This is a genomic window from Thiothrix subterranea, assembly GCF_016772315.1.
GTDB lineage: Bacteria > Pseudomonadota > Gammaproteobacteria > Thiotrichales > Thiotrichaceae > Thiothrix > Thiothrix subterranea.
Genome location: NZ_CP053482.1, coordinates 2083126 through 2107058, shown reverse-complemented (window position 1 = coordinate 2107058; position 23933 = coordinate 2083126). Strand labels below are relative to the sequence as shown.

At 50.0% G+C, this 23933-nt stretch carries 24 protein-coding genes; 9 read left to right on the top strand and 15 right to left on the bottom strand.

Annotated elements, in window-relative coordinates; genetic code table 11:
• The first annotated feature begins 288 nt into the window (after positions 1-288).
• On the top strand, positions 289-1284 hold the full coding sequence (locus HMY34_RS10360; protein ID WP_202715420.1) for an adenosine kinase: 996 nt from the start codon (positions 289-291) through the stop codon (positions 1282-1284).
• Here the strand turns inward: HMY34_RS10360 and ribF are convergent.
• Entirely contained in the window at positions 1281-2198 is a 918-nt protein-coding gene (gene ribF, locus HMY34_RS10355) for a bifunctional riboflavin kinase/FAD synthetase (protein WP_202715419.1), read from the bottom strand. The two genes, HMY34_RS10360 and ribF, sit on opposite strands and share 4 nt — an antisense overlap.
• Positions 2199-2207: 9 nt before the next feature.
• Positions 2208-2672 carry a tRNA (cytidine(34)-2'-O)-methyltransferase gene (locus HMY34_RS10350; RefSeq protein ID WP_202715418.1) on the bottom strand — a complete coding sequence of 155 codons (465 nt, stop codon included), beginning with the start codon at positions 2670-2672 and terminating at the stop codon, positions 2208-2210.
• Positions 2673-2761: 89 nt separating this feature from the next.
• On the opposite strand from HMY34_RS10350, the gene HMY34_RS10345 reads away from it, so the two are divergent.
• Positions 2762-4000 carry an ATP-binding protein gene (locus HMY34_RS10345; protein WP_202715417.1) on the top strand — a complete coding sequence of 413 codons (1239 nt, stop codon included), beginning with the start codon at positions 2762-2764 and terminating at the stop codon, positions 3998-4000.
• 107 nt (positions 4001-4107) lie between these two features.
• Positions 4108-4518 carry an SMEK domain-containing protein gene (locus tag HMY34_RS10340; protein WP_202715416.1) on the top strand — a complete coding sequence of 137 codons (411 nt, stop codon included), beginning with the start codon at positions 4108-4110 and terminating at the stop codon, positions 4516-4518.
• A gap of 13 nt (positions 4519-4531) precedes the next feature.
• Here the strand turns inward: HMY34_RS10340 and HMY34_RS10335 are convergent, their stop codons facing one another.
• Both HMY34_RS10335 and HMY34_RS10330 read right to left on the bottom strand, forming a co-directional pair.
• Positions 4532-4969, bottom strand: coding sequence for a transposase family protein (locus HMY34_RS10335; protein WP_202715415.1), 438 nt, complete (start codon positions 4967-4969; stop codon positions 4532-4534).
• A complete protein-coding gene (locus HMY34_RS10330) occupies positions 4938-5438 on the bottom strand; it encodes a helix-turn-helix domain-containing protein (RefSeq protein ID WP_202715414.1) in 501 nt (166 codons plus the stop codon). The genes HMY34_RS10335 and HMY34_RS10330 overlap by 32 nt, the downstream gene beginning before the upstream one ends.
• Before the next feature lie 106 nt (positions 5439-5544).
• Between HMY34_RS10330 and HMY34_RS10325 the strand changes: the two genes are divergently transcribed.
• Together HMY34_RS10325 and HMY34_RS10320 are read left to right on the top strand one after the other, a co-directional pair.
• Positions 5545-6204, top strand: coding sequence for a hypothetical protein (locus HMY34_RS10325; protein ID WP_202715413.1), 660 nt, complete (start codon positions 5545-5547; stop codon positions 6202-6204).
• Between the two features lie 11 nt (positions 6205-6215).
• A complete protein-coding gene (locus HMY34_RS10320) occupies positions 6216-7688 on the top strand; it encodes a hypothetical protein (RefSeq protein ID WP_202715412.1) in 1473 nt (490 codons plus the stop codon).
• Positions 7689-7746: 58 nt separating this feature from the next.
• On the opposite strand, the gene HMY34_RS10315 is transcribed toward HMY34_RS10320, so the two are convergent.
• A complete protein-coding gene (locus HMY34_RS10315) occupies positions 7747-9645 on the bottom strand; it encodes a Dam family site-specific DNA-(adenine-N6)-methyltransferase (protein ID WP_202715411.1) in 1899 nt (632 codons plus the stop codon).
• A gap of 185 nt (positions 9646-9830) precedes the next feature.
• Here HMY34_RS10315 and HMY34_RS10310 point away from each other — a divergent pair, with 185 nt between their 5' ends.
• The 3 genes from HMY34_RS10310 (at position 9831) to HMY34_RS10300 (ending at position 12912) form a co-directional block, all read left to right on the top strand.
• Positions 9831-11708 carry a hypothetical protein gene (locus tag HMY34_RS10310; protein WP_202715410.1) on the top strand — a complete coding sequence of 626 codons (1878 nt, stop codon included), beginning with the start codon at positions 9831-9833 and terminating at the stop codon, positions 11706-11708.
• A gap of 146 nt (positions 11709-11854) precedes the next feature.
• Positions 11855-12436: an RNA polymerase sigma factor gene (locus tag HMY34_RS10305; protein ID WP_202715409.1), complete on the top strand. Its 582-nt coding sequence runs from the start codon at positions 11855-11857 to the stop codon at positions 12434-12436.
• Positions 12433-12912 (top strand): cupin domain-containing protein, encoded by a 480-nt coding sequence (locus HMY34_RS10300; RefSeq protein WP_202715408.1) that lies wholly within the window; start codon positions 12433-12435, stop codon positions 12910-12912. The genes HMY34_RS10305 and HMY34_RS10300 overlap by 4 nt, the downstream gene beginning before the upstream one ends.
• A gap of 6 nt (positions 12913-12918) precedes the next feature.
• Here the strand turns inward: HMY34_RS10300 and HMY34_RS10295 are convergent, their stop codons facing one another.
• The 5 genes from HMY34_RS10295 to HMY34_RS10275 are packed head-to-tail and all read right to left on the bottom strand — an operon-like array spanning position 12919 to position 15935.
• Complete coding sequence (locus HMY34_RS10295) at positions 12919-13551, bottom strand: histidine phosphatase family protein (RefSeq protein ID WP_202715407.1); 633 nt, start codon at positions 13549-13551, stop codon at positions 12919-12921.
• A 7-nt stretch (positions 13552-13558) separates the two neighbouring features.
• Entirely contained in the window at positions 13559-14065 is a 507-nt protein-coding gene (gene pyrR / locus HMY34_RS10290; protein WP_202715406.1) for a bifunctional pyr operon transcriptional regulator/uracil phosphoribosyltransferase PyrR, read from the bottom strand.
• Complete coding sequence (gene ruvX, locus HMY34_RS10285; protein ID WP_202715405.1) at positions 14046-14492, bottom strand: Holliday junction resolvase RuvX; 447 nt, start codon at positions 14490-14492, stop codon at positions 14046-14048. The genes pyrR and ruvX overlap by 20 nt, the downstream gene beginning before the upstream one ends.
• On the bottom strand, positions 14489-15055 hold the full coding sequence (locus HMY34_RS10280) for a YqgE/AlgH family protein (RefSeq protein ID WP_202715404.1): 567 nt from the start codon (positions 15053-15055) through the stop codon (positions 14489-14491). The genes ruvX and HMY34_RS10280 overlap by 4 nt, the downstream gene beginning before the upstream one ends.
• 22 nt (positions 15056-15077) lie before the next feature.
• Positions 15078-15935 carry an energy transducer TonB gene (locus HMY34_RS10275; RefSeq protein ID WP_228287821.1) on the bottom strand — a complete coding sequence of 286 codons (858 nt, stop codon included), beginning with the start codon at positions 15933-15935 and terminating at the stop codon, positions 15078-15080.
• Positions 15936-16084: 149 nt separating this feature from the next.
• Here HMY34_RS10275 and HMY34_RS10270 point away from each other — a divergent pair, with 149 nt between their 5' ends.
• Positions 16085-16681, top strand: a complete 597-nt coding sequence (locus HMY34_RS10270; RefSeq protein ID WP_202715402.1) for an SCO family protein — start codon at positions 16085-16087, stop codon at positions 16679-16681.
• Here HMY34_RS10270 and HMY34_RS10265 read toward each other — a convergent pair.
• From HMY34_RS10265 to HMY34_RS10245, 5 genes are all read right to left on the bottom strand, one after another.
• On the bottom strand, positions 16662-17444 hold the full coding sequence (locus tag HMY34_RS10265; RefSeq protein ID WP_202715401.1) for a methyltransferase domain-containing protein: 783 nt from the start codon (positions 17442-17444) through the stop codon (positions 16662-16664). The two genes, HMY34_RS10270 and HMY34_RS10265, sit on opposite strands and share 20 nt — an antisense overlap.
• 234 nt (positions 17445-17678) lie before the next feature.
• Positions 17679-19481, bottom strand: a complete 1803-nt coding sequence (locus HMY34_RS10260) for an ATP-binding cassette domain-containing protein (RefSeq protein WP_202715400.1) — start codon at positions 19479-19481, stop codon at positions 17679-17681.
• Between the two features lie 98 nt (positions 19482-19579).
• Positions 19580-20422, bottom strand: a complete 843-nt coding sequence (locus HMY34_RS10255; protein ID WP_202715399.1) for a transglutaminase-like domain-containing protein — start codon at positions 20420-20422, stop codon at positions 19580-19582.
• Between the two features lie 77 nt (positions 20423-20499).
• A complete protein-coding gene (locus HMY34_RS10250) occupies positions 20500-22182 on the bottom strand; it encodes an ATP-binding protein (RefSeq protein WP_202715398.1) in 1683 nt (560 codons plus the stop codon).
• Between the two features lie 107 nt (positions 22183-22289).
• A complete protein-coding gene (locus tag HMY34_RS10245) occupies positions 22290-23903 on the bottom strand; it encodes a hypothetical protein (protein WP_202715397.1) in 1614 nt (537 codons plus the stop codon).
• Positions 23904-23933 lie beyond the last annotated feature (30 nt).

Below are 23933 nucleotides of genomic sequence, written 5' to 3'. Positions count from 1 at the left end.
TTTGTGTGGTAAAAGCCTGCTCAGTTTTTTCTAGCCAATTCCTGAACCCAGAATTAAAAAACCGATTTTTTAGATAAAAGGCTTGATTTAGCCGACCAATGACGTGCATAGCCGCCCATTTGCAGATTTTAACCATACTATCCATCAGTATCTTTATGCACAGCAGCCACACGGTGACAAACGGTTTGCCTGTGGATAACTTCGTGGATAACTTCAACTGCAAATGCTGGAAAAGAAACGCTGGATAGGGTACAAGGCGTTTTCACACAATTATCTGACGGGGACACGATGAAGTACGACGTATTCGGTATTGGCAACGCGCTGGTAGACAAGGAATTCGAGGTCACAGAAGACTTTTTGGCGGCACACGGCATCCAAAAAGGCATGATGACCCTGATTGATGAGGCAAAACAGCAGCAATTACTCGCGGGTTTAAGCGCAACCTTCGGCATGAAAAAGCGTGCCAGCGGCGGTTCTGCCGCGAATAGCATCGTGGCAGTAAGTCAGTTTGGCGGCAAAACGTTTTACGCCTGCAAAGTTGCGAATGACGAAACCGGCGAGTTTTACATGAACGATTTGCACGCGGCGGGTGTGGCGACCAAGCTGGATCAGGTGCGTTGCAGCTCGGAAGGTGTCACCGGCAAGTGCATGGTCATGGTCACGCCGGATGCGGAGCGCACCATGAACACGTTTTTGGGTATTACTGCTGACTTTTCCGAAGCCGAATTGCATTTGGATGAGCTGAAGCAAGCGCAATATTTGTATATCGAAGGCTATTTGGTCACGTCGGATATTTCGCGGGCGGCAGCCTTGAAAGCGCGACAAGTGGCGAAAGAGCATGGCGTGAAAACCGCGATGACCTTCTCCGACCCCGCGATGGTGCGTTTCTTCCGCAGTGGTGTGAATGAAATGCTGGGGGATGGCGCGGATATTTTGTTCTGTAACCATGAGGAAGTCAGCGTGTTTACTGGCAAAGAGGATCTGGAAGAGGCGATTGCCGCCATCAAGCCGTATGCGGGCAAGCTGGTGATCACGCTGGGCAGCAAGGGTGCGCTGGTGGTGGATGATGACGGGCGTACTGAAATTGCCGCGCATCCCGCCAAAGCGGTGGATACCAATGGCGCGGGCGATATGTTTGCTGGCGCATTCCTGTATGGGATTACGCAGGGCATGGATAATGCGCAAGCGGGCAAATTGGCGAGCATGGCGGCATCACGGGTGGTGACGGTGTTTGGCGCACGCTTGGATAAAGATGCGCATCAGGCGGTGTTGGCTGCTGTTTAAAACAGCGCTCTGGCTTGCACGGCATCCCGCGCAATCTGTGCCTTCAATTCGTCCAGTGACGCAAATTTCATTTCGTCACGGATGAATGCCACGGGTTCGACGCAAATGTGTTTGCCGTACACCTGTTGCGCAAAGTCGAACAGGTGAACTTCCAGCCGATTTTCCACGCCATGTACCGACGGACGTGTGCCTAGATTTGCCACGCCGTTGATGGTTTCCTCGCCTAATCCGTATACTTTTACTGCATACACACCGCGACGTAGCGCGATGTGTTGCGGCACGCGCATGTTCAGGGTCGGAAAGCCGATGGTACGCCCGCGCTTGTCGCCGTGGCGGACGCGCCCCGAAATGCGGTAAGGCTTGCCCAGCAATTCTGCGGCTTGCTCCAGTTCTGCGGTGCTCAACGCAAGGCGAATGCGGGTGCTGCTGACACGCTCATCGGCGTGCAAGAATGTCGGCGTATCCACTACCTGCATTCCCGCTGCCGCGCCCATGGTTTGCAGTAAGTGGTAATCGCCGCGTCGCCCTTTGCCGAAGCGGAAATCATCACCCACCACCAAATAGCGCACCTTTAAACCATCCAGCAGGATGTGTTGCACGAAATCTTCCGCCTCCATGCTCGCCAGTTGCTTGTTAAAGCGGAGGCAGGCAAAACGTTCTACGTTCATCGCTTCCAGCAAGCGCAGTTTGTCGCGCAAGGCGTAAATGCGCGGTGGTGGCGGGGCGCGGAAAAACTCAATCGGTAGCGGCTCGAAGCTGATCACCGTCGCGGGTAAACCGAGGGCTTGCGCCTTCCATTCGACGTGTTGGATCACGGCTTGATGCCCTTTGTGCAAGCCATCGAAGTTGCCGATGGTGGCGACACAACCCAGATCGTGGGCGGGAGCGGGGAGGATGCGGCGTAGTAGTTTCATGCGCTAAGTTTACCTCAAATCGGCAAAATCATGCTGGCGCAATGCCTCATACACCACCACCGCGACAGTATTCGACAGGTTCATGCTGCGGCTATCCGCCAACATCGGCACGCGCAATTTCAGCTCATCCGGCAGGCTCAACAGCAAGGCTTCTGGCAAACCGCGCGTTTCGGGGCCAAACAGTAACACGTCTCCCGGCTGAAAATCGGCATCACTGTAGCGCGTACTCACCTTGGTACTCAACGCAAACACGCGCTTGCCCTGCATTGCTAAGTTGAACGCGGCAAAATTGTCGTGTTCCTGCACCACCGCCAAATCACGGTAATCCATGCCTGCTCGCTTAACTTGCTTCTCATCCAGCGAAAAACCTAGGGGGTGGATCAGGTGCAACCGGCAGCCAGTGTTAGCACACAGGCGCATGATATTGCCAGTATTTGGCGGGATTTCGGGTTGGTAAAGCGCAATATCAAACATCAAAAAACATCCATTTCATTCCTGATCGTAGGATAACATAATCCTGATTTCACGCTATACTAATCCCAATCTTACGACGTAGGTATCGCATGAATAACGCCTCATTATACCCCAGACTACTCCTAAAACACCTACAAGAAGCACTCGCTGATACTCCAGTGGTATTGATTACTGGCCCACGGCAGGCTGGTAAAACCACGCTGGTACGCCAATTAGCAGGCACTGGGATGCGCTACCTGACACTGGACGATAACCTTACCCTGTTGGCGGCGCAACAAGATCCGGTCGGTTTCATCCGTACTCTTGATCGGGCAGTGATTGACGAAATCCAGCGTGCGCCGCAACTGTTGCTGGCTATCAAAAAGACCGTGGATGAAGACCGCCGACCGGGGCGTTTCCTGCTAACGGGTTCTGCCAATTTAATGACGTTACCCCTGGTGGCGGATTCATTGGCAGGACGCATGGAAACCCTTCCCTTGTACCCGTTTGCTCAGGTAGAAACCCATTACCAAACAAGCTGTTGGCTAGATGCCATCTTTGCGGGAAACATCCCTGTGACCACTCAACCCCTGCTGGGTGATGACCTGATAGAAGCCGTTTTGCGCGGTGGCTACCCTGAAGCCTTAACCCGCCCGAATCCACGTCGCCGTCAGACATGGCATCGCCAGTATCTTGATGCACTCATCCAACGCGACGTGCAGGACATTGCCACCATCGACAAATTGGGGCAACTCCCCCTTTTCCTAAACGCATTAGCAGAAATGGCAGGGCAACTCTGCAATTACAGCCAGTTAGGGGCGCAAATGGGGATGGATGCCAAAACAGCCAACAAATACATGGGCATTTTCGAGCAGATGTATGTGCTGAAACGTATTCCGGTGTGGGCGAATAACCGTCTCAAGCGCGTCCTCAAATCCCCCAAACTGCAATTTATAGATTCCGGTTTGCTGGCTTCCGTGCGGGGTTTGACGGTGGAGACCCTTAAACGTGATCGTACTTTGTTCGGGGCATTGCTGGAAACTTTTGTGTATGCCGAATTGCTCAAGCACAGTACCTGGGCGCAAGCGGATTACCAAATACTCTATTACCGCGATACTGATCAGTATGAGGTCGATTTTGTGGTGGAAAACAGAGCGGGCGAACTGATCGGCGTGGAAGTTAAAGCCTCCGCCACGCTCACCGAAAAAGACCTGCGCGGGCTGAAACGGCTGGTGAGTTTGGCAGGCGATGCCATGAAGTTAGGTGTGATTCTGTACGATGGGACGGAAGCACTGCCATTAGGTGAAAAGCTCATGGCAGTGCCGTTGTCGAGTTTGTGGGGTAGTTAATGGCAAAGAATAATTACCTTGATTAGCTGTTATATTGATGTTTTTCTGAGACATTGCTGTACAATAGTCAATCAATATTGGTTTTAAACTAGGGTGTCACTAAATTTATGCAGTCACAAGATTTAGTTTGTAAAATAATAGATTACTTAAGTATCTTGAGTCGGAAGATTGAAATGCATAATTCATTAGGTTTCTTCGATGTAAATAGGAGAGCCGAACACTTCTATGCTGATTTCTTAAATATTGTTTTTGGTTATGAACTGAAAAATCTTAATGATATTGAAAAAAATGCTACTGCCATTGATTTATATGATGAAAAAAATGGTATTTCAATACAAGTTACTTCTGAGGCTGAAATTAGTAAATACAGAGAAACTGTTGAGAAATTTGTTGCTGCCGAACTTTATAAAAAATATCCAACACTCATAGTTCTTCTTATAACAAGAAAAAAGAGAAAACATAACATCAATATTATTGAGATAAATAATAGACATTATTCCAAAATCTCAACTTATTGATGGTTAAATGAATTCAGTAGTTTTTGATTCGCATGGCAGTGCGTAAATTGTGCAAACCACAAGCGATTTCCATCACTAAATCATCAAAATCTTCCACGTAGTTGCGGAAAATATCTTTGACGCACCGACACCGTTTGATACCGCTGTTCACATGTTCAATGACCACCCGAATGCTAGAAATGGCACGATTATGCGCTTTATCCTTATCACTCAAGGGTTTACCTCGTGGCTTTTTCTTGGGTTGGTGGACAACTGCCCCGTCACCCGAATTATGCCCCAGATAGCCCAAATCCCGGTAAATCTCATACCCTTCTGGCACTTTCACGCCTTCCTCATCCGCGATGCGTTTGTCATGGTCTTTGCCGCGTCGTGTTTCTCCCAAGTATTTGATTTCACGATCTTCTAAGCCTGCTATTATGTTATTCTTCACCGAATGGAATTTTTTTTCCACTGTAGTATTCCTCCTGAACCCCAAAGTCAGTCGGACGTTGGATACGGCGTTCTGTCGCATCCAAGCCCAGCGCTTGCGGCATTTCATGCGAAAGGCGTTCCAATACCTCTTCGGGGAGTCTGGCCGGGGAATGTCCCATGCTTTTTAAGCTCGACTGCAAAACGGGACACAGGCGATGTATCCACCGATTGGCTAACCCTTGGGACATATTGAAGGAGTAGCCCAACACTTCTTGCAGTGGGTAAGTCTTCAAATAATACAGAATAAAGAACAACTTATCTTCGATCGTTGTCAGGTTGCCGGGGCGACCTCGCTTCGTTTCACTCTCATGACCATCAACAATCAACTGCGCCGTGTATGCCCGTTGAAAATGGGGCAACAGTTTGGTGAATTCACCCAGATCTATGCCTGTCATGGCGCGGAAGGTTTTGCTCTTGCCTTTGAGCGCATGGTAGCTGTACTCTGTCATGGGTGTTCCGTTCCCTTGGTGAAAATGATGATCATAGGTTGTAGCGCATTCCCGTTGATTTTTCACATGATTTGTTGACTAGGGACAAGTGCGAGATTTTGGAATAATGTCTAATTTTTATTTTGATGTGAGAGAAAGTGTCTGGGATATTGATGGAAAAATACTAACAAAAATAGACAGTAAGAATCTAGATGAACTACAAAAACTCTTAAGTTTTCTTGAGAAGAATTTAAACTTTAAAGATATAGGTGAAGATATGAGCACAACACAAAACTTTAATTTCAATAATTCAAATCAAAATCCAAATATTAATGCAGGCAGCGGAATACAAAACATTACTCAAAATATCACGCAAAGCAATGAAACTATAGGAATAAGTGAAGCGAAAAAACTATTTGATATTGGTATGTTTCCCGTAGCCAAAGAAAAATTTAGAAAAATAGTAGCGATGAATCCAGAAGATAAAGAAGTTTGTATGTATTACCTACTATCAAGTCTATCCGATATTAATATAAGGAGTTTAAGTGATTCTAACGTCAGTCGCATGTATGCAATGATTGAAAGATTCCGGGATGATGATTTTTTTAAGCTGTTGTGGCTTATAGTTTTCTATGAACACAGTGATGTTAATGGATTAGGAGATAAGAAATATAATTTACTCAAAGAGATGCAATCAGGTTCATGCTTTACAATCAGTGATCAAGAAAAAAAACTGCTGAGTGGGTTGAAAATTAGTTCAAAGAAAGCATCAATACTTTTGCAATAGGTCGAATAATTATGTTTATTAGTAAGATTTTTAAAACAATCAAATTCATCTTGAAGTTTTTATCAACCATCCTTGATAAGATTTTATCTTTGGCTATTAATAATGGAAGTAAGTCGGCAAACTCAAAAAAACTCAACACCTTCGAATATAGTGGCGAGTCTTCTTTAATTGAAGACTATAAATGCTTTGATGATAAATCAAACCTAGACTTTATAGATGGAAGGGAAATATTAGACAATCCTTCATGGAGTGAAAATACCAAAAAGCTTTGGTATTATTTTTATAGACCATACAATTATGGCTATAATATAGGAGGAAATCAAAGGAGAAGAATTAGAGATATGGAGATTGCCATTATTGAAAAAACAAATCAATTAAAAATATTTAGAATTACAATTATCGTTCTTACATTAATTTCTTTTTTTGCTATTTATAATGCATATGCAAATAATGATTATTCAGTGAGTTCATCTATTTTTTTGCTTCTTGCTTGCTTCATGGTGATAGTCTATTTTATTTTTGCTCATGGAGTTACTGAAGATGAACTATCTTCTTTCAAAGAAGGTATACGAGAATTAAATTATGAAGTCGCTTTTCTTGTGGAGCAGCAAAAAAATATTTTATATAATAGATTATCTTCCAATGATATTGAAAAAATGTTTTGGAATGACATGGTAAGTTTGGAAAAATATTTTATTGAAACAATTTTGAATGAAGATTTTTATTCTGTTAAAGAAAAAACAAGAAAATATTATGATAATAAAGTTGCCAATGATGTTTTTTTGAAAAATAAAATAGATTTGCCTGTGTTTCCATTAGTTCCGAGTTGGGGAATGCTACAGCAGTCTTATATTGGTGGAATTAATAATTCTAGGAGAACAGGCTTATATACATTTCATCGGAAGATTGGTGATAAAATTGCTACATGGAGGAATACATCATCAGGAAAGTCTTTTTATCGTATTTGCTACATACAATTCTTATTTTTTGAGGAGAGAAATCTTCGAGTTATATCTTTGTATTATGACTTTATTACAAAAGAAAAATTTGATGTAAGAAATGAGGGTTTTCCATATAATCATATTTCTCATTACTCATATAATGAAGAAGATTTATCCTATATGATGACTGATCCCTTAATTGAAAATTTAAATATTCCAGAAAACCTGATTCAAAATATATATGAAAAGCAAACAAAAGCAATTTCTTTTTCCTTTTCTAGTGGCTCTTCTTATAAATGTGTTCTTCCTGATAAAGATGTCAGTAATGGCTTGAGTGATTGGTTGAAATATAAAGAGAAAGTTTCTTACAAGATAGAGAACCAAGGATTTCTGACACAAGAAGATAAAAAAGAAATGTTAAATAGTGAGGTTGAACAAGATGATGTTATTTTTACATTGGCAAAAGCAACTTTTGAAGAAATAGGTCGCCGAGTTAAAAACTTCTCAATTATGGATAAAGATAATACTTATGATGAATTTTAGTTTAAATTCGGTTAGGTAGCTTGACACATAGGGGTATTACCAAATAACCATGGTTTCATTAATACCCCACGAACAGGTATTCTGTGACCTGATTCTTGTTATCCCCGACTTTGTGCTGTTGATTGCCCATTGAGTAGCGGTAGTTGACCGGAATGGCTTGCACATGCGTTTTGTATTTACCCATTAAGGCTAACATTTCTTCTTGCGTGGGCTGACTATTGGACGAGTAGGAAACCAATAAAATGCTGTCTTTAAAACGCTTAAACAAGGTATCAAATGCGGCTGTCGCGCCTTGGCGTGAAGAAAATGGCGTTGGGTAAGACTTAAACTTTTTGGTTTGGGTGTGTTGTTGAATTTCCACACCTTGCCAATCGCGGGCAATGCCTTCGACGAAATGGTAACGCCGCACGTATTCATTGTCGGAGTAAGGCGAATAATAAGGTGGGTCAAGATACACCAAATCGCAACCTTTCGAGGAAACTTCCAGCGCGTCTTTATGCAATGAGCGGTTTTGTTTACCGTTATCAAAAACCGCCGCATTCAACGTGGTAACTGCTTCTAAAAATTGTGTGGCAAACGTGAGTTTTAAATCTTTACGCCCATCGTCGTAACGTTCCCCCGTATACGTAAAAATACCGCGCGGGCGTTTTTTAACACAAGCCCGGATCAACGCAGCACGCGCAATCGCTTGTTGATACGGATCAGCCATCAGCTTGATATTCGCCCGCAAACGGTCAATTAAACGGTTGTCGTCATCGTTGAAATACAAACCTTGAAAGGTCGTCTCCACAAAACCATCACCGAGCGTTGGTGTATCCAATAACGCTTGCGCGGCAGCACTGCTCAAAGTGACATCGTTATTTTCAATCAGGGCCTTGCTAATGGTGTGAGACATTGCCATATAGTCATTGCTAACCACTTGTTTACCTTGCGTTTTAAACAAGTAACTCACCACGCCAGAACCGGCAAATAAATCGTGTACGGTGTCAAATTCAAACTGCGAAGCCACACTCCAAATCGCATCCAACAATTTATTTTTCGATCCCATGTAACGGGTAGAGGGGTATTTACTCATTTGTATCGGCAAGGCGGTAACGAGTTTGAGCTGAAACTGTTTTTTCGGGGGAACGCTGACGATCACATCCTGCCCTTCGCGCTTTTTACCTTGGCAGGAAATATAACGCTTGGTTTGCAAGACATCCAAGGTAAAAGCGCCGTACAACTCATGCACCAATGGATGATTCGCATTGGTTAAGACCACATGGCAACCCAATTCATGCAGGCGCATGACTTCGCTGGATAATTCGATATGATCTTCTTCGTGAAATTGTTCTTTGGTATAGCGTTTAAAATCGGCGTAAGTGGATACCGGCAAATAAGGCGGATCGAGAAATACAAAATCGCCGGGTTGGGTATGTTCGCGCAAAACGGTTTTGTAATCCGCGCACACAATCTGGGTATGTTGCAGCAAAGTCGCCGCATTCCGCAGGTTATCAGCATCCAAAATCGTGGGGTTGGTGTAACGACCAAATGGCACATTAAATTGCCCTTGCTTATTCACCCGATACAAGCCGTTAAAACAGGTACGGTTTAAGTAAATGGTGCGAGCCGCAGCTAAACTCGGTTCGAGGCTGTGCCAATCCCAAGCGCGGACGGCGTAAAATTGCTCTTTATCGTAGCGAAATTGCGCCAGATGCTTAATCACCGCTTCCACATCGTCAGCGACCGCCTGATACAAATTGATGAGTTCGGGATTGCTATCAGCGATTAAGCCGTTTTGGGGTTGAGACGCAAAAAATAATGCCCCTCCGCCGATGAAGGGTTCGATGTAACGACCATAGCGTTTTGGCATTTTGTTGAATAATTCATCGAGCAACTGCGACTTGCCACCGACCCACTTGAGTAAGGGGCGAGGTTTGTCCGTGCTTGATGATAAATGCTTCAATGCGTATGCCATGATTTTTCCCTAATACTTACCGAGACACTAAGCCAGCAGTATTCCCTAAATAGTGAGCCGTTTCACTTTTTTCTGCACAAAATGGCACAAACACCAATCCAGTTGTCACGCGCTTGCGTAATACCTCAAGACATGTCGATACCAGCGCTGCCCGAATCCTGATAACGAACGATTGGAGAGCCATGATGAACAACTTTAGCCGACGTAATCTCACCTATCCGCGTGTGGGCGGTGCCAGCGTATTACTGGCAGCCTTACTGAGTGGCTGCAATGGCGGCAGCAGCAATAACGCGACTGTCACCCCCGACCCGAACCCCACACCCGTGACGCCTGTGACACCTGCCCCGCCAGCCGTTTCCCCCGTCGCTTTGGGCAAAAGCGTATTCAGCTACGAAACCTTCGGCAACGAACGTTTCTGGACAGATGCCATGCGCTTGCCGCAAGGCTTGGCGGGCGCAGGCGTCACCCCGCTGGATGCCCTGAATCTGGGGCTGAACGTGAATGTCGAAGCCCTATCGCCGGGGACAGCCACCGCCTTAGTGGGCGCGTTAGATCAAATCAAGGCAGGCACATCCCCCAGCGACACCGTGCTGGCCAAGCCGGAAGTGACCCTTGCCTTGATCAACGAAGGCGCAGTCATCGGGGTTGTACCCTTCGATGCGGCAGGTCAGCGCAAACCCTTGGGCAGTGATCCCGCGTTCAAAAATGATAGCGTTTTCAACCCGCTGGTGGGCGACCGCATCGGGGTATCGTGCTCCTTGTGCCATGCGGCTACCGATAATTCCATCGTGCCTGCGGGGTTTGCAGGCCCCGGTTCGGTCGGCAAACAAGTCGATGGCGTGATTGCGGAAAAGCTGGATGTTGGGGCAATTTTTGCAGCGGCAGAAAACCCGCTGGCGTATTTGCCGTTCCTGCAACTGTCGTATGACGCGCTGGGCGATGCAACCCTAGGGCGTGGCAGTTTCGCCGGTATTAAAAGCAGCGATTCGATTGCAGATCAAACCGCCGCTGCCCGCGAATACCTGACAGGCATGACCGCTGAAGGCTTGCGCCATTACCCGATTAGCTCGTTTGACGCGACCCCGGATGGTATCGGCAATGCCACGTACATCCCGCCGTTTTTCCGTACCGACCTTGCTGCGCCGTGGGGTAGCAGTGGCGCGTTTGAGAAACTGGATGATTTCAACAATCTGGTATACACCGTGGCACTCGACCCGACCAGCTTACTGACCAAAGACGGGCGTGCTTTCCTGAACTTCCTCGCAGGGCCGGTGGGGGATGAAATTGCCGAACGTTATGAAACGGTGTTGCGGGCAACCCATGTGATACCCGATGCCACGACTTCCGACGCCATCAAGCCGTTTGTGACCGCGAATACTACCGGCATGGCGGCAGGTTCGCCGACTGGCCCGGTGGGTTTGCGGGTGGATGAGAACAAATTGCAAGCATTGCGGGCATACACCGATCAATTGCAATCGCCTGCTGCTCCGGCGGGTTTGAATCCTGAAAAAGTGGCATTGGGCGAACAGATTTTCATGATGCCACGCGCTGCGGGTGGGGCAAATTGCATTGCCTGCCATACTGCACCGGATAAGGCGGTGGAAAGTTTTGTGCGCCCACTCGAACAATTGTACCGCCCTTACAGCAATAATCTGCTGACCTTGCTGGATCGTTCGGACAAAGGCATTACCAATATCCAGAAAACGCTGGCAGGTGCTGACCCGAATTACGACCTGTCACTGGTGGTGTTGGATGCGAGTATTCGCGGTGAACCCGTCAGTGCGCCGGGGTCAAAACCGGGTTACGCCAAACCGTTGTTGCTGGACTTGAATGCCAAGGATGATTTCCTGCATGACGGTTCCGTTGGCGGGGCAACTGCTGCTGCCGGTTTGAACAAACTGCTTGACCCCGCACGCGGCACAGAATCACCGCATCCGTTTTACTTTCCGGGCTTGAGTGCCACGGGTGAGCCGCAAGTGGGGCCGTATCTGGGCGATGGTGATGGCAGTGCCGGGCGTGAAGCGTTGACCGAATACTTGCGTAGCCGTACCACTCAACAATAAGCGTTCCGCAACACACTCCCCTGGCTCTAGGGCTGGGGTTTTAAAGCCTGACAGGATTCCCCCTCATCCGTCAGGCTTATTTTTTAAAATTCGGGATGCAATGCCCCTGTGCTAGACTCACAAAATCATTTTGCGGGAGAGCATGAATGGCACACGATCAGGCCGAACTTTACCCTTTGCTGGCACAAGTACAGCGGGGTGATCAACAGGCATTGGGCAGTTTTTACGATGCAACCGTGGGCAGGGTGTACGCCGTTGCGCTCAAAGTCACCGCGAATCCGGCGTTGGCGGAAGAGATTGTCAGCGATGTGTATTTACAAGTGTGGCGGGCAGCGGGCAGTTACAGCGCCGAACGTGCTACCCCGCTGGCATGGTTGTTGATGATGGCACACAGCCGTGCAATTGATGCACTGCGCAAAGAGTCTGCCACCACCAAACAGCAAGTGGAATTGAGCGATGATTTCGAGGCAGCCGATACCGCTACGCCCAACCCGCTCGAGTTAACCTTGACGGTGGAAGCGGACAGTGCCTTGCAAACTGCCTTGCAATTATTGGATGCGCCGCAACGCCAATTGATTGCATTGGCGTTCTATCGAGGCTTGAGCCATCAGGAAATCGCCGCGCATACCGGCGAACCGTTAGGGACAATCAAAACACAGTTACGGCGGGCGCAAGCGATTTTACGCGCCGCCTTGGCGGATTCTTTTCCAGACAGAGGTGTGTCATGAACAGCAATGACGACAACAACGTAATGACAGACGCATTGGACGCGGACGTAGTAGCATTATTGGCAGAACACCACGCCAGTGCGACAGTGCCAGCCGCGCTGAAACTGCGGATGCGCACCGCTATGCTGGAAAAAGTGGCGGCAGAAAGCGCGTGCCTGACACCGGGTTTCCAAACCATTCGCGCGGCGGAAGGGGAATGGATACACGCTGTCCCCGGTGCAGCAATCAAAATCTTGCACCAAAGTGCGCATTCCCCGGTGGTCACGTATTTGGCACGGTTGGAACCGGGGTTTGAAATGCCAGGGCATCCGCACCCCTACGATGAAGAGTGCATTATGCTCGAAGGCGAAATGTGGTTGGGGGACTTGCACCTCAAGGCGGGCGATTACCACTTTGCCGCTAAAGGTGTGTTGCACGGCAAATTGCGGACAGAAACCGGCGCGTTGGTGTTTCAGAAAGGGGTATTGCCGGTTTAAAACGTGTCAGGCGTGTGGCAAACCGTGCCCGACCAATGAGGTTTCCCCGTCAGGGTAAGTGCGCACCCGCGTAATCTGCGCGTAGCCCACTTCAAAGCGCAAGCTACGCTGGTAAAGGATGTCGAGCACTTTTGCCAACACCACCCGAATCACGCCCGCATGAGTCAGCAGTAACACGTTTTGCCCCGCGTAAATGTTCTGCAAATCCTGCCAGCCTGCTTGCACGCGGTCGATGAAATCTTCCATCGCTTCGCCATTGGGGGCAATAAAGCGGCGCGGCTGATACCACAAGTGTTGCATGAGTTCTGGGTCTTGTTCCCAGATGGCGGTGTGGGTTTTGCCGATCCAATCGCCGAAATCCATTTCCCCAAACCGCGCATCGACCACAAACGGACAATCGAGGCGCTGCGCCAATAAGCGGGCAAAATCGTGGCAACGGCGGCTGGGGGAGCTGATTACGATGTCCCACTTCCCCGGATTGGTGGCGATGGCAAGTTGTTTCCAGCCATGATTGCCAAGCGGTTCGTTACTAGGCGCGCAAAACAAATCAGGGGTCACAACTTGCCCGTGGCGTAATAAGTCAACCGTTGTCGGCGTAGTAACTGTGTCAGGGGATGGGGTTTCTGGAATTTCTGTCATGACTCGTTCATATTTTAACCAATTGCAGACTCAGTGGCTCGGGGCCACTGACTTGATAACGGAAACCACTGCCCGGTTCTTCACGCAACGCATTGATTTGCGGTTCAATCGGTAACTCACGCCCTTCACGCGCAATCAGCGCAATCACAGTAATGCTGGCAGGGCGACCAAAATCAAACAATTCGTTCATTGCGCCCCGTAAAGTACGCCCCGTGTAGACCACATCATCCACCAGCAATACATGGCGACCTTCAATCTCAAACGGCAAATGCGACGGTTTTTGTTGGCGATGCAAACCGACCCGATTGAAATCATCGCGGTAGAAAGTAGCACTGAGTTCGCCGAGTGCTTCGCTAATTGCTAAGCGTTGGTGTAGGGCTTGGGCGACCCAAACGCCTGCGGTGTGTAAGCCGACCATTACCGGATTGGTAATCTGGTGGACTTGCATCCATGCGCGAGTTTGTTGTTCGAGCTGGTCGAGTAATTCGTTGATATTATAGTTCTTGTTGTCCATGGGTGTATTCCTGCATCCAGCTTTCGAGAATGATCGTCGCTGCTATTTGGTCAATTTCTTCTTTACGCACTTTGCGCTTGCGTCCGGCTTGGCGGGCTTGTTTCAAGCGTTGTTCCGCTTCCAGTGATGAGAGTTGTTCGCTTACCACGTCAACTGGCAGGTGATAACGCCCTTCCAATTGGCGGATAAAGCGTAAAATCGGCTCTTGCATGGCGCTGTCCGAACCATCCAGTTTGCGTGGCATTCCCACCACCAAGCGCTTCGGCTGCCATTCTTGCAGGCAACGGCTAATCGCATTCCAATCGGGTACACCGTCGTGCGCTTGAATGGTCGACTGCGGGGTAGCAATCCCGGTGACGGTATTGGTAATCGCCACGCCAATTCTTGCCTTGCCGTAATCAAAGCCTAGCACCGTCATGTGACTCATGCGTGACCCGCCATAACCCCTAATAAGTTCAAATCCACACCAAGAGTACGTGCCGCACCGCGCCAGCGTTCCTGATACGGCATCTCGAATAAAATCGGCGCAGTGGAAGCGCAGGTTAACCAAGCATTTTCTTTGATTTCGTGTTCGAGTTGCCCCGGACTCCAACCCGCACAGCCCAGCAACAGCAAAAAGTGTGCAGGGCCGCGATCGTGTGCAATGTCTTGCAAAATATCGCGTGATGAAGTGAGCGCTAAATCGTCACTGATGCGCAAGGTGCTATCCCAGTTACGGTCGCCGTCATGCAAGACAAAACCTTGTTCGGCTTGCACCGGGCCGCCACTGAGCGCGTATTGCCCGGCAATGTGCGGGTCGTCAATCACAATGTCGAGTTGCTCAAATAACTCGCCCACGGTCATATCCAGCGGGCGATTAATGGTCACACCAAACGCGCCGAATTCATCGTGTTGGCAGATCAGGCTGACCGTGTGCTCGAAGTTGGGGTCGCCCATGCTCGGCATTGCAATCAGCAGATGATTACGCAAGTTGAAGGTATCTTGAGTCACGGTTGTTTCGATCACGCTCTGGCTATTGGGTATTCAGGGTTCCGCTGTGGAAAATCCACGTGCGAGTGATGTTTAATTGATCCCACTTGCGGCGAATTTCATCAGGCAATGCGGGGTAAGGACCTGCGAGTTTAATAATGCGCAGCGCGGCTTTGTCCAGCACGTCATACCCTGATGATAGACTAATTTGCGCGTCAACGACACGCCCGCCATGATCCAGCGTGGCATTGAGGATAAGTTTGCCACTGAGGTTGCGCATAATGGCTTCTTCGGGGAAATTGATATTGCCGATGCGCTCAATTTTTTTCACCCAGGCATCAATGTATTCCGCTTCCACCGCACTTTTAGCACTCACGGCATCAATGAAATGGATGCGCGGGCGGCGGGCGTAACGCGCTTCGTCTTCATCCATTTCGGCGAGTAATTGGGCAATTTCTTCGGTGGCATCGGTGCGTTCATCCGCCACCGGCACGTCTTCTTCCTCTACCGGCTGTTCCGGGGTTTTCTCGACGCGCTTGAAGGTTTCGCCCTTGGTGGTGAGGATTTGCGGGGTCAATTTCAGCGGCGTGTCGGGGGAACCGGCTTCGGATTGCACCGGCGATTCGCCACTGGTTTCGATCGGCAAAAGCGAAGACAGCGGGCTTTGCGGGCGGTTGGCTTCATCGCTGCTGCCACTGGCTTGCTGGTTGGCTTGCGCGATGAAATCCACCACATCGGGCGCTTCTGCCGAATGCGTTTGCACGAGGGTAATGTCCAATACAGGTGCAAGGCGAGTATTCTGGTTAATTTCTGGGAGAAAGCCCACGCCGAAAATCAGTGCTAGATGCAACAGCGCGGCAATGGGAAAAGTTTTGGCTAACGGTTCGTCAGCTAGGTTCATTGGCAATACATGCATTGTTATAGTACGCAGATAACGTGTCCCACGGACAGGATATTGTTGTTAATATGATCCTGCTTGCTTTTTTTCAAGGTATGCCCCTTTGATTGGGCTTATCTTAGCATTATTGATAACCGCTTGAGTAGAGTTTGATGTTGAAACAAATCATTGGGGTCGTATTAGCCATGGCCTTAGGCGCGGGTGGTGCGTGGATCGCCGCCGGATTTTTCAGCCCGGATGCGGTAGTCAGCGATGCCGCTTTACCCTTACCGCAAGGTGGGGATTTTACCTTGCAAGGCGTCAATGGCGCGGTCAATCTGCGTGATTTTCGTGGCAAAACCGTGGTGCTGTATTTTGGCTACACCGCCTGCCCGGATATTTGCCCCACCTCAATGGCGACATTGAAAGCCGCGCTGGGGCAGTTGAATGCTGCCGAATTGCAGCAAGTGCAAGGGTTATTCGTATCGGTTGACCCGGAACGCGACACCTTGGCGCACATCCAGCGTTACGTCGGTTATTTTCACCCCAATCTGGTGGGCGTGAGCGGCGAACAAGCACAATTGCAGGAAATTACCCGCCGTTACAATGCATTTTACCGCAAGGTGGAAGTGCCGGGGTCAGCCATGGCGTACACCATCGACCATTCCGCGATTTTGTACGTGATTGATAAGCAAGGGCAAGTGCGCGAACAAGTGCAACACGCGGTGCCCCCCGCTGAATTAGCCGCTGCTATTCGCCGGTGGTTGTGAGTTTGCGGCACAGCATGTGCTGGTAACGCGCCAGCGAACGCCAAGGTTCTTGTTGCGAATACTGGCGTTCCAGTGGCAACACTTCTTCCAATTTGGCGGCTTTGCGCACATCGCGGTACATGTAATCGTAAAAGCAGCGCACCCCCGACCAGGTATGCAATTCCAAACCCATGGGAGCCAGCCAGCTTAAGACTTCATCGGGTTTCAGCGGGGAAATCGGTGCTAAGCCGCGTTGCCCATCACTGGCAATATTGCCTTGGCGCACGGTTTCCAAATCACCGGCAATCAGCCGCCGCATCACGGTGGAATGGTGGTTGAAAAACATCAGCGACAACCAGCCACCGGGTTTCAAATGGGACAACAACTCGGCTAAGCCCGCGCGTGGTTGCGCCATCCATTCCAATACCGCGTGAAACGTAATCAGGTCAAAACTGCCACAGTCGTTGGCGGCGAGTTCTTGCACACTCAGCGGCAATAATTGGATGGAATCTTGCACCCCAGCGTCGACAATGGTGGCGGCAGCGCGTTGCAACATTTCGCCGGACGGTTCCGCCAACACCACACGGTGGCCTTGCTCTGCTAACCAAATCGCCATTTGCCCCAAGCCGCCACCGGCATCCAGAATCCGCAACGGACGGGTATTGACCACCAAGGCTTGCAAATCATCTTGCAGAATAGCCAAGCGAATCGCGCCACGCGGGTCATCGTAGATGCTGCGCTGGAAGCGTTGAGCCAAACCATCAAAGATGCGGTCGTGTTGCATGGCGGAAACCTATGGTGATTACTAGGAAAATTCCCACAATTTTTGACAAAGATCATGGAAAAAGACTTGACGTGTAAACCGGCATTAACTTTTTGTTTGCTATGCTGATTTCAAGTTGTAAGGACTCTTTCTAATCAACTTGGTGTGCCAGAGACCCCTCAACTGACCATATCATCTGGCACATATTTCAACCGGCCGACACTTGTGGACGCCGGTTTTTTTATGCCCGCAAGCTTAAGCTTGTTGTTCCAGCGCTTCCCAACGGGCGAACGTGGTTTCCATTTCCGCCTCCAGCGTTTGCAATTCATCCTGACGTGCTGCCACTTGAGCGGCACTTTGTTGGAAAAAATCGGGCTGGCTCATCAGCTCGTGGAGGGCGGCAATCGCCAATTCCAGTTGCTCAATGCGGGCAGGCAATTGTTCAAGTTCGCGCTGATCCTTGAAACTGAGCTTTTTTTTGGGAGCGGGTTTAGCGGCGACCACGACGGGTTTTTCCGCCGGTTTTTCGGTTTTGGCGGCAGATTTGTCTTTCTCTGACACCGGCTGCGGGCGTTGTAACAGCCAGTCGTCGTAACCGCCCGCGTATTCGCCAATCGTGTCGTTATCAAACACGATGGTGCGCGTGACCACTGAGTTGAGGAAACTTCTGTCATGCGAAATCAGCAATAACGTGCCTTGGTAGTCGATCAGCAATTCTTCCAACAATTCGAGGGTTTCGGCATCGAGGTCGTTGGTCGGTTCGTCGAGCACCAGTAAATTGGAAGGTTGCGAGAACAATCGCGCCAGCAATAAACGGTTACGTTCGCCGCCGGACAGCACTTTCACCGGCTTTTGGATTTGCAGCGGGGTGAACAGGAAATCCTGCAAATAGCTGATGATATGGCGCTTTTGCCCGTTGATTTCCACAAAATCGGAACCGCTGGCGATATTATCGCGCAGGTTTTTTTCGCCATCAAATTGCGAACGGTGTTGGTCGAAATAGGCGACTTGCAAGCGTGTGCCGAGCTTGACCGTACCCGCCGTGGGCTGTAATTGCCCTAATAACAGTTTGATCAGAGTGGTTTTGCCGACACCGTTGGGGCCAATAATGCCGATCTTGTCACCACGCAAGACGGTGGTGTTGAAGTCTTGAATCAACAACTTGCCATCCCAGCCGTAATCCAAGTGTTCGGCTTCGACCACGATTTTGCCGGAATTGTCGCCTTGCCCGATTTGCGCGGTGACTTTGCCTTGCAGGTTGCGGCGTTGCTTGAATTCTTCGCGCATCGCTTCCAAGCGGCGCACGCGGCCTTCGTTACGGGTGCGACGGGCTTTGACACCTTGGCGTATCCACACTTCTTCGTCGGCTAAGCGCTTGTCGAACAGCGCGGCTTGTTGGGCTTCGGCATCGAGCGCGGCTTGTTTGTTTTCTTGGTATTTTTGAAAATTGCCCGGCCAACTGGTGAGCTTGCCCCGGTCGAGTTCAATAATGCGCGTCGCCAATTTTTGCACGAAGGAGCGGTCATGGCTGACAAACAACAGCGTGCTTTTGAAGCCCATCAGGAAGTTTTCCAACCATTCAATCGCGGGGATGTCGAGGTGGTTGGTCGGTTCGTCCAGCAACAGCAAATCGGGTTCGGCAACGAGGGCGCGAGCCAGCAATGCGCGACGTTTCCAGCCACCGGAGAGGCTTTCAAACAAGGTATCAGGGTCAAGCTGGATGCGGGAAAGCACGGTGTCGACTTTCCACTGGATTTGCCAGTCGTCTTCGGGGGCTACTTCGCCTAAGCCTTCTGCCACAATGTCGAAAATGCGGGCAGAAAGGTCATGCGGCACGTCTTGTTGCAGGCGGGCGATTTTGAGTTCGGGCTGGTGAATCATTTCGCCATCATCCGGCAGGATGTCGCGGCACAACAGCTTCATGAGGGTGGATTTGCCCGTACCGTTGCGCCCTAACAAACACAAGCGTTCGTTCGGTTCAATGGTGAGGTCGATGCCGTCAAACAGGCGATTGTCGCCGTTTTCGAGGTGGATATTGCGTAAGTGAAGTAAAGCCATGAGTGCCAGCAAGGTGTTGAACAGGCGGGCAGTATAGCGCAGATACGGGAAAAAGGGTTCTGTCTGTCAGTCATCCGTCACGTTGTACAAAGCGTCACTCATTGCGTGGCGCTAGACACCGCGCCCCCGTTATCGGGAAGACTTTCACCAGAAGCTGTTACCGCTGCCACCACCATGCTATCCATTGCGGCTTCACCGACAAGCGTCGCGAAAGACGCATCAGCAGCATCACGACCCGTGCCAATGCGCACAAAACCACTCACTGGGGCAAGTTTCGTCGCATCAAATAAATACCACTTGTCGCCCAAATACGCCTCGAAAAAGCCGTGGAAATCCGGGGGATTCAATTCAGGTGCATACCCCGCGACGTAGCGTGCCGGAATGCCCAGAGCGCGACAAAACGCAATGCTTAAATGCGCAAAATCGCGGCACACACCCGCCCGCTGAATCAATACATCGCAAGCACCGGATGAAGCATCGGTGCTGCCGGGCAGGTAATCAATATTGTGATAGACCCAATCAGCGACAGCCTGCACCCGTGCATACCCCATGGGTAACTGACCAAATTCCTTAAAAGCAAAACGGCCTAAGCGATCCGATTCACAATAACGGCTGGGGTTTAAATAAGGTAAAATATCAGCGGATAAGGCGCTAAATTGAATTTCCTCTAAGGGTGCGGCAGGCATCAACACTGGCATTAACTGCACGCTGGCACGGTATTCTACCGTTAACGTCCCCGGTTGTGCTTGAAAACGTATCAAACGACTGCCGTAGTCGCCAATGTCCACCCACTCCACCGGCGTATAAGGCGTCACCGTTAACGCTTCTTGCTGTAGCTGTTGGAAATCTGTTTTCGCGGGTGCAATGCTGAACACAAAACTCGTGGGTTCGACGATGGTGTAATTTAATTGGCAAAAAACATTAATCACATTGGTCGACATGGCGGGCATCCCTTTCAATAACGTGACTTAACATAGCAGTTCTCACAACAATCGGTAACTGCCTTCGTTATTATCCGTCAAGCGCGGACGGCACACGCTTGCACCTCTTTATCCAATTGGCGGACTTGTTTTTGGTATTTTTTGGTACGAATTTGCAAGGTGTGTAAGGTGTTCTGATAGCGTTTGAGCTGGGTCATTAGCTCAATCATCTTGTCGAGGTCAGTGCGTTGCAGCGCGGGTGGCTCTGCCGATACCTCAATCACCGGATTGATTTCCGCGCTACTGATGATTGCAGCAGGTGGCAAGGCTGCGGTGAGCGCGGGCGTTATGCTGCTGAGCCATGCCAAATCAATGTTCGGTGTATACACGCTGGCTTCGGTGAACTCAGGTGGTGGTGTTACCGTTTCAGCGACCATGACAGGTTCGGCGACGGTGGTGGGCGTCGGGGTAATTAATTTGCCGAACGGTCCGGTTACTTTGACCGATTTTTGTGTGACCGTCAGCGGGACGATATTTGCCAGCGTGTCGGTAACAGGCGGCAGCGCCGCGTGGTATTGCATCAGGTGCGCATTGGTTTGTTTCCACGCCACCGGCCAATCGTATTTGAATTGCCGTTGGTAAGCTTCCCGCACCCACAGCGGCAGCCAGAAACACCGCCCGGAGAGTTCCAGCAAACCCAATTCACGCAATTGCAGGATGGCTTGGTAACGCTTGCGTTGGCTTAGGCGTAAGAAGCCTGCGATCAGGCTGGCGTAATTGTCTTGCGGCGGACGCTTGAAAATCGGGGGCAGCGACCAGCCACGCTCTCGACTGAGTAAGGCTTCCAACGTGTCCCAGTGCACTGGGCGGTACAACAAACTCAAGAGATAGAGGATGGCTTCGCTGGGTTTGCCGTGCAATTCGGTGGCGTTGGCGACCAGAATGCGGCGGGCTTGGCGACCGTCGGCTTGCTGATCCATCAACACAGGGATTCGATCCATGCGTTGCCAATCGCCCGCGTGCCACACGCTCAGGTAGCCACCCAGCAAATGCATGGTCAGAGGATTTTGCCCGTAATCGACCGCCATTTGACGCAATTTGTCGCTATCGGCTTGCACGCCTTTGTGGGTTAAGCATTCGGCAGCGGCATCGACGGATAATTTTTCCAGTGCATGGCGTTTGACTCCGGCGTCGGGGAAGTTGCCTGCTAAGGATTTGCGCCCAATGACAACGCACAGACCTGGATTTTGAGCAGCAAGGCGTTCCAATAACACATTCAGACGCGGGTCGCCGACTTGGTTCTCGCTGCTGCCTTTGGTGTATTGTAAGGTTTCTACACCGTCCAAAATCAATAAAGTATGGTGCGCACTCACCAATTTGGCTAAATATTCACCCTGTAATAAATTGGGGCAGCAGGTGGCGACTTCTCCACCAAACCAATGCAGCGCATAGCGGAAAAATTCTTCTACCGGGTCTTGCAGGGGCTGAGTAAGATCGGGTGGGTAAAATGACCAGAGGAATACCGTTTCGGCGTCATGCCAGTGCTTTTTTTGCAGGGTATGCAGCCATTTATGTATTAGGGCGGTTTTGCCTATCCCCGCCTCCCCATGCAACAAAAATAAGCGTGACTGGCTATCAACCCAAGCTTGATTGAGTAAACCGATTTCGTGAGTACGCCCAAATAATACGGGGGTTTCAAACTGCTTAACGTAGTCTTCCGCCTCGGTATCGCGCTGCCCACAATGGTATTCGTCCCGGATAAAGATCCTGGTCATTTGCATTCCCCAATGCCTGTAAAACGTTTTTATGGGCTACACGGTAGCAAATCATCCGCACTTGTCAAGCAACCCATCTGCCATTCAGTCCCCCTTTCTGGCAGAAAGTTCAGTCAGGCACTGAGGCGTTTAACCGTGGGTTGGCTGCCCGCCATATTACGAGCGCGTTGCAACAGGAATGCGGCTTCGCGAACGCCGCCGGTTAAACGCAATAAGCGCGTCAACAGCTTCATGTTTTGCGCCATGCTGGGTTGGTCGTGGCTGAGTTCCGCATACGCCACCCCGCGTCGGGCGCAATACATCGCCGCCGCGAGATTACCGAGAATCAAATGGTGTTCACACAAGTGATTCGCAATGATCGAAGCGCGATACCAATGTTTTTGTAGGGCGGATTTTTCCAGTTTGACGCCGAGCGAGCGAGTCGCTGTGACGGTTGCTTGCAAGTCGGAATGCCCCAATGCCAAATATTTGATCTGACTACCGGGCAAGGTCGCGGTATTAGGGGGAAGCACGGTGGCGAGCGTTTGCGTGCATTTTTCCAATAAACTTTGCAGGCGTTCGGGAATGCCGGGGAATCTGGCGCGTACCCGTTCGCGGAAATAGGTGCGTAACAGGCTATGCACATCCAATGCGCCGGTGTCGGGAGCGGCGGTAATCAATTGAAGGTGATACAAGCGGCGTTGCACTCTGGAAAATTCGCGAATACTGAGTTTGCTCAGCGGCACCAGCGCTTGCAGGGTTTCATCGGGCTTCAACCAACGCTGAAACCACGCTTGTCGCTGACTGTGCAGCAGCAAGAATAATTCTTTTTGCGTCACCGGGCGATCCAATAAAGTGATGAGGTAGAGCAATAATAGCTCTGGGGTTTTCCACAGCCATTGTTCGATTAAGGCGAGTACGCGCCGTGTTTGTAAGCCTTCGCGCTCTTTATCGCGCCATGCCAGAATGCTGTGTGCTTCTTCGACACGCCCACCGTTAGCAAGGTGTGACCCCAATAAATTGAGGGTAAGCGCATGACCGCAAAAGTCATGTGAAAGTCTTCGCAAGGTATCGGGTAATAAGAGCACCCCGCGTTGACGCAATAATTCCGCACCTTCGTCTTCACTCAAATCGGGCAAGGTGTATTGGGTGATATGTTGTTGAAATACTTCGCAGCTTGGCAATGGCTGGCGAGACGCAATCACGCATAAGCCGGGGTTATACGCTGCCAGTAAATTAATGAGAACACCCAGTGCCTGCGTCTGCGGGGCGGGTGATTCATCGGTTATTTCATCAGCATCAAAACTGACACTGGGGAAATTATCCAACACTAAGAGCGTGCGCGTGCGTTGAATCAGTTTGGCTAACAGGTTGACGCGCTCAAGGGGGTGTTCGGGCAAAATCAGGTGATTGCCAAACCATTGCAGCGCGTGTTGAACGAATTCGTCAACCAATGCTGGCACATCCGCCGCGTCAGTGCTGTCGGGGAATGACCACGCATACACTTTGTCAGCCCCCAACCAATCAGCGGCTTCCAACCTGCTTAACCACGCTTGCAGCAAGGACGTTTTCCCCGTGCCGCCGAGTGCATTGAGTAGAAAAAAGCCGGTGGCTTCATCGTGCCAAGCGTGATCCAATGCCAAGAGTTCGCGCTCACGGGCGACGAATCCTTGGGCGCTATCCAGTACGTTGGCAACGGCGTGTTGCCCTTGTTGATGCCGCCAAAAGGTGACAAATACCCCGATCATATTGTTGCCCACCTGATAAATAGGTCGAAT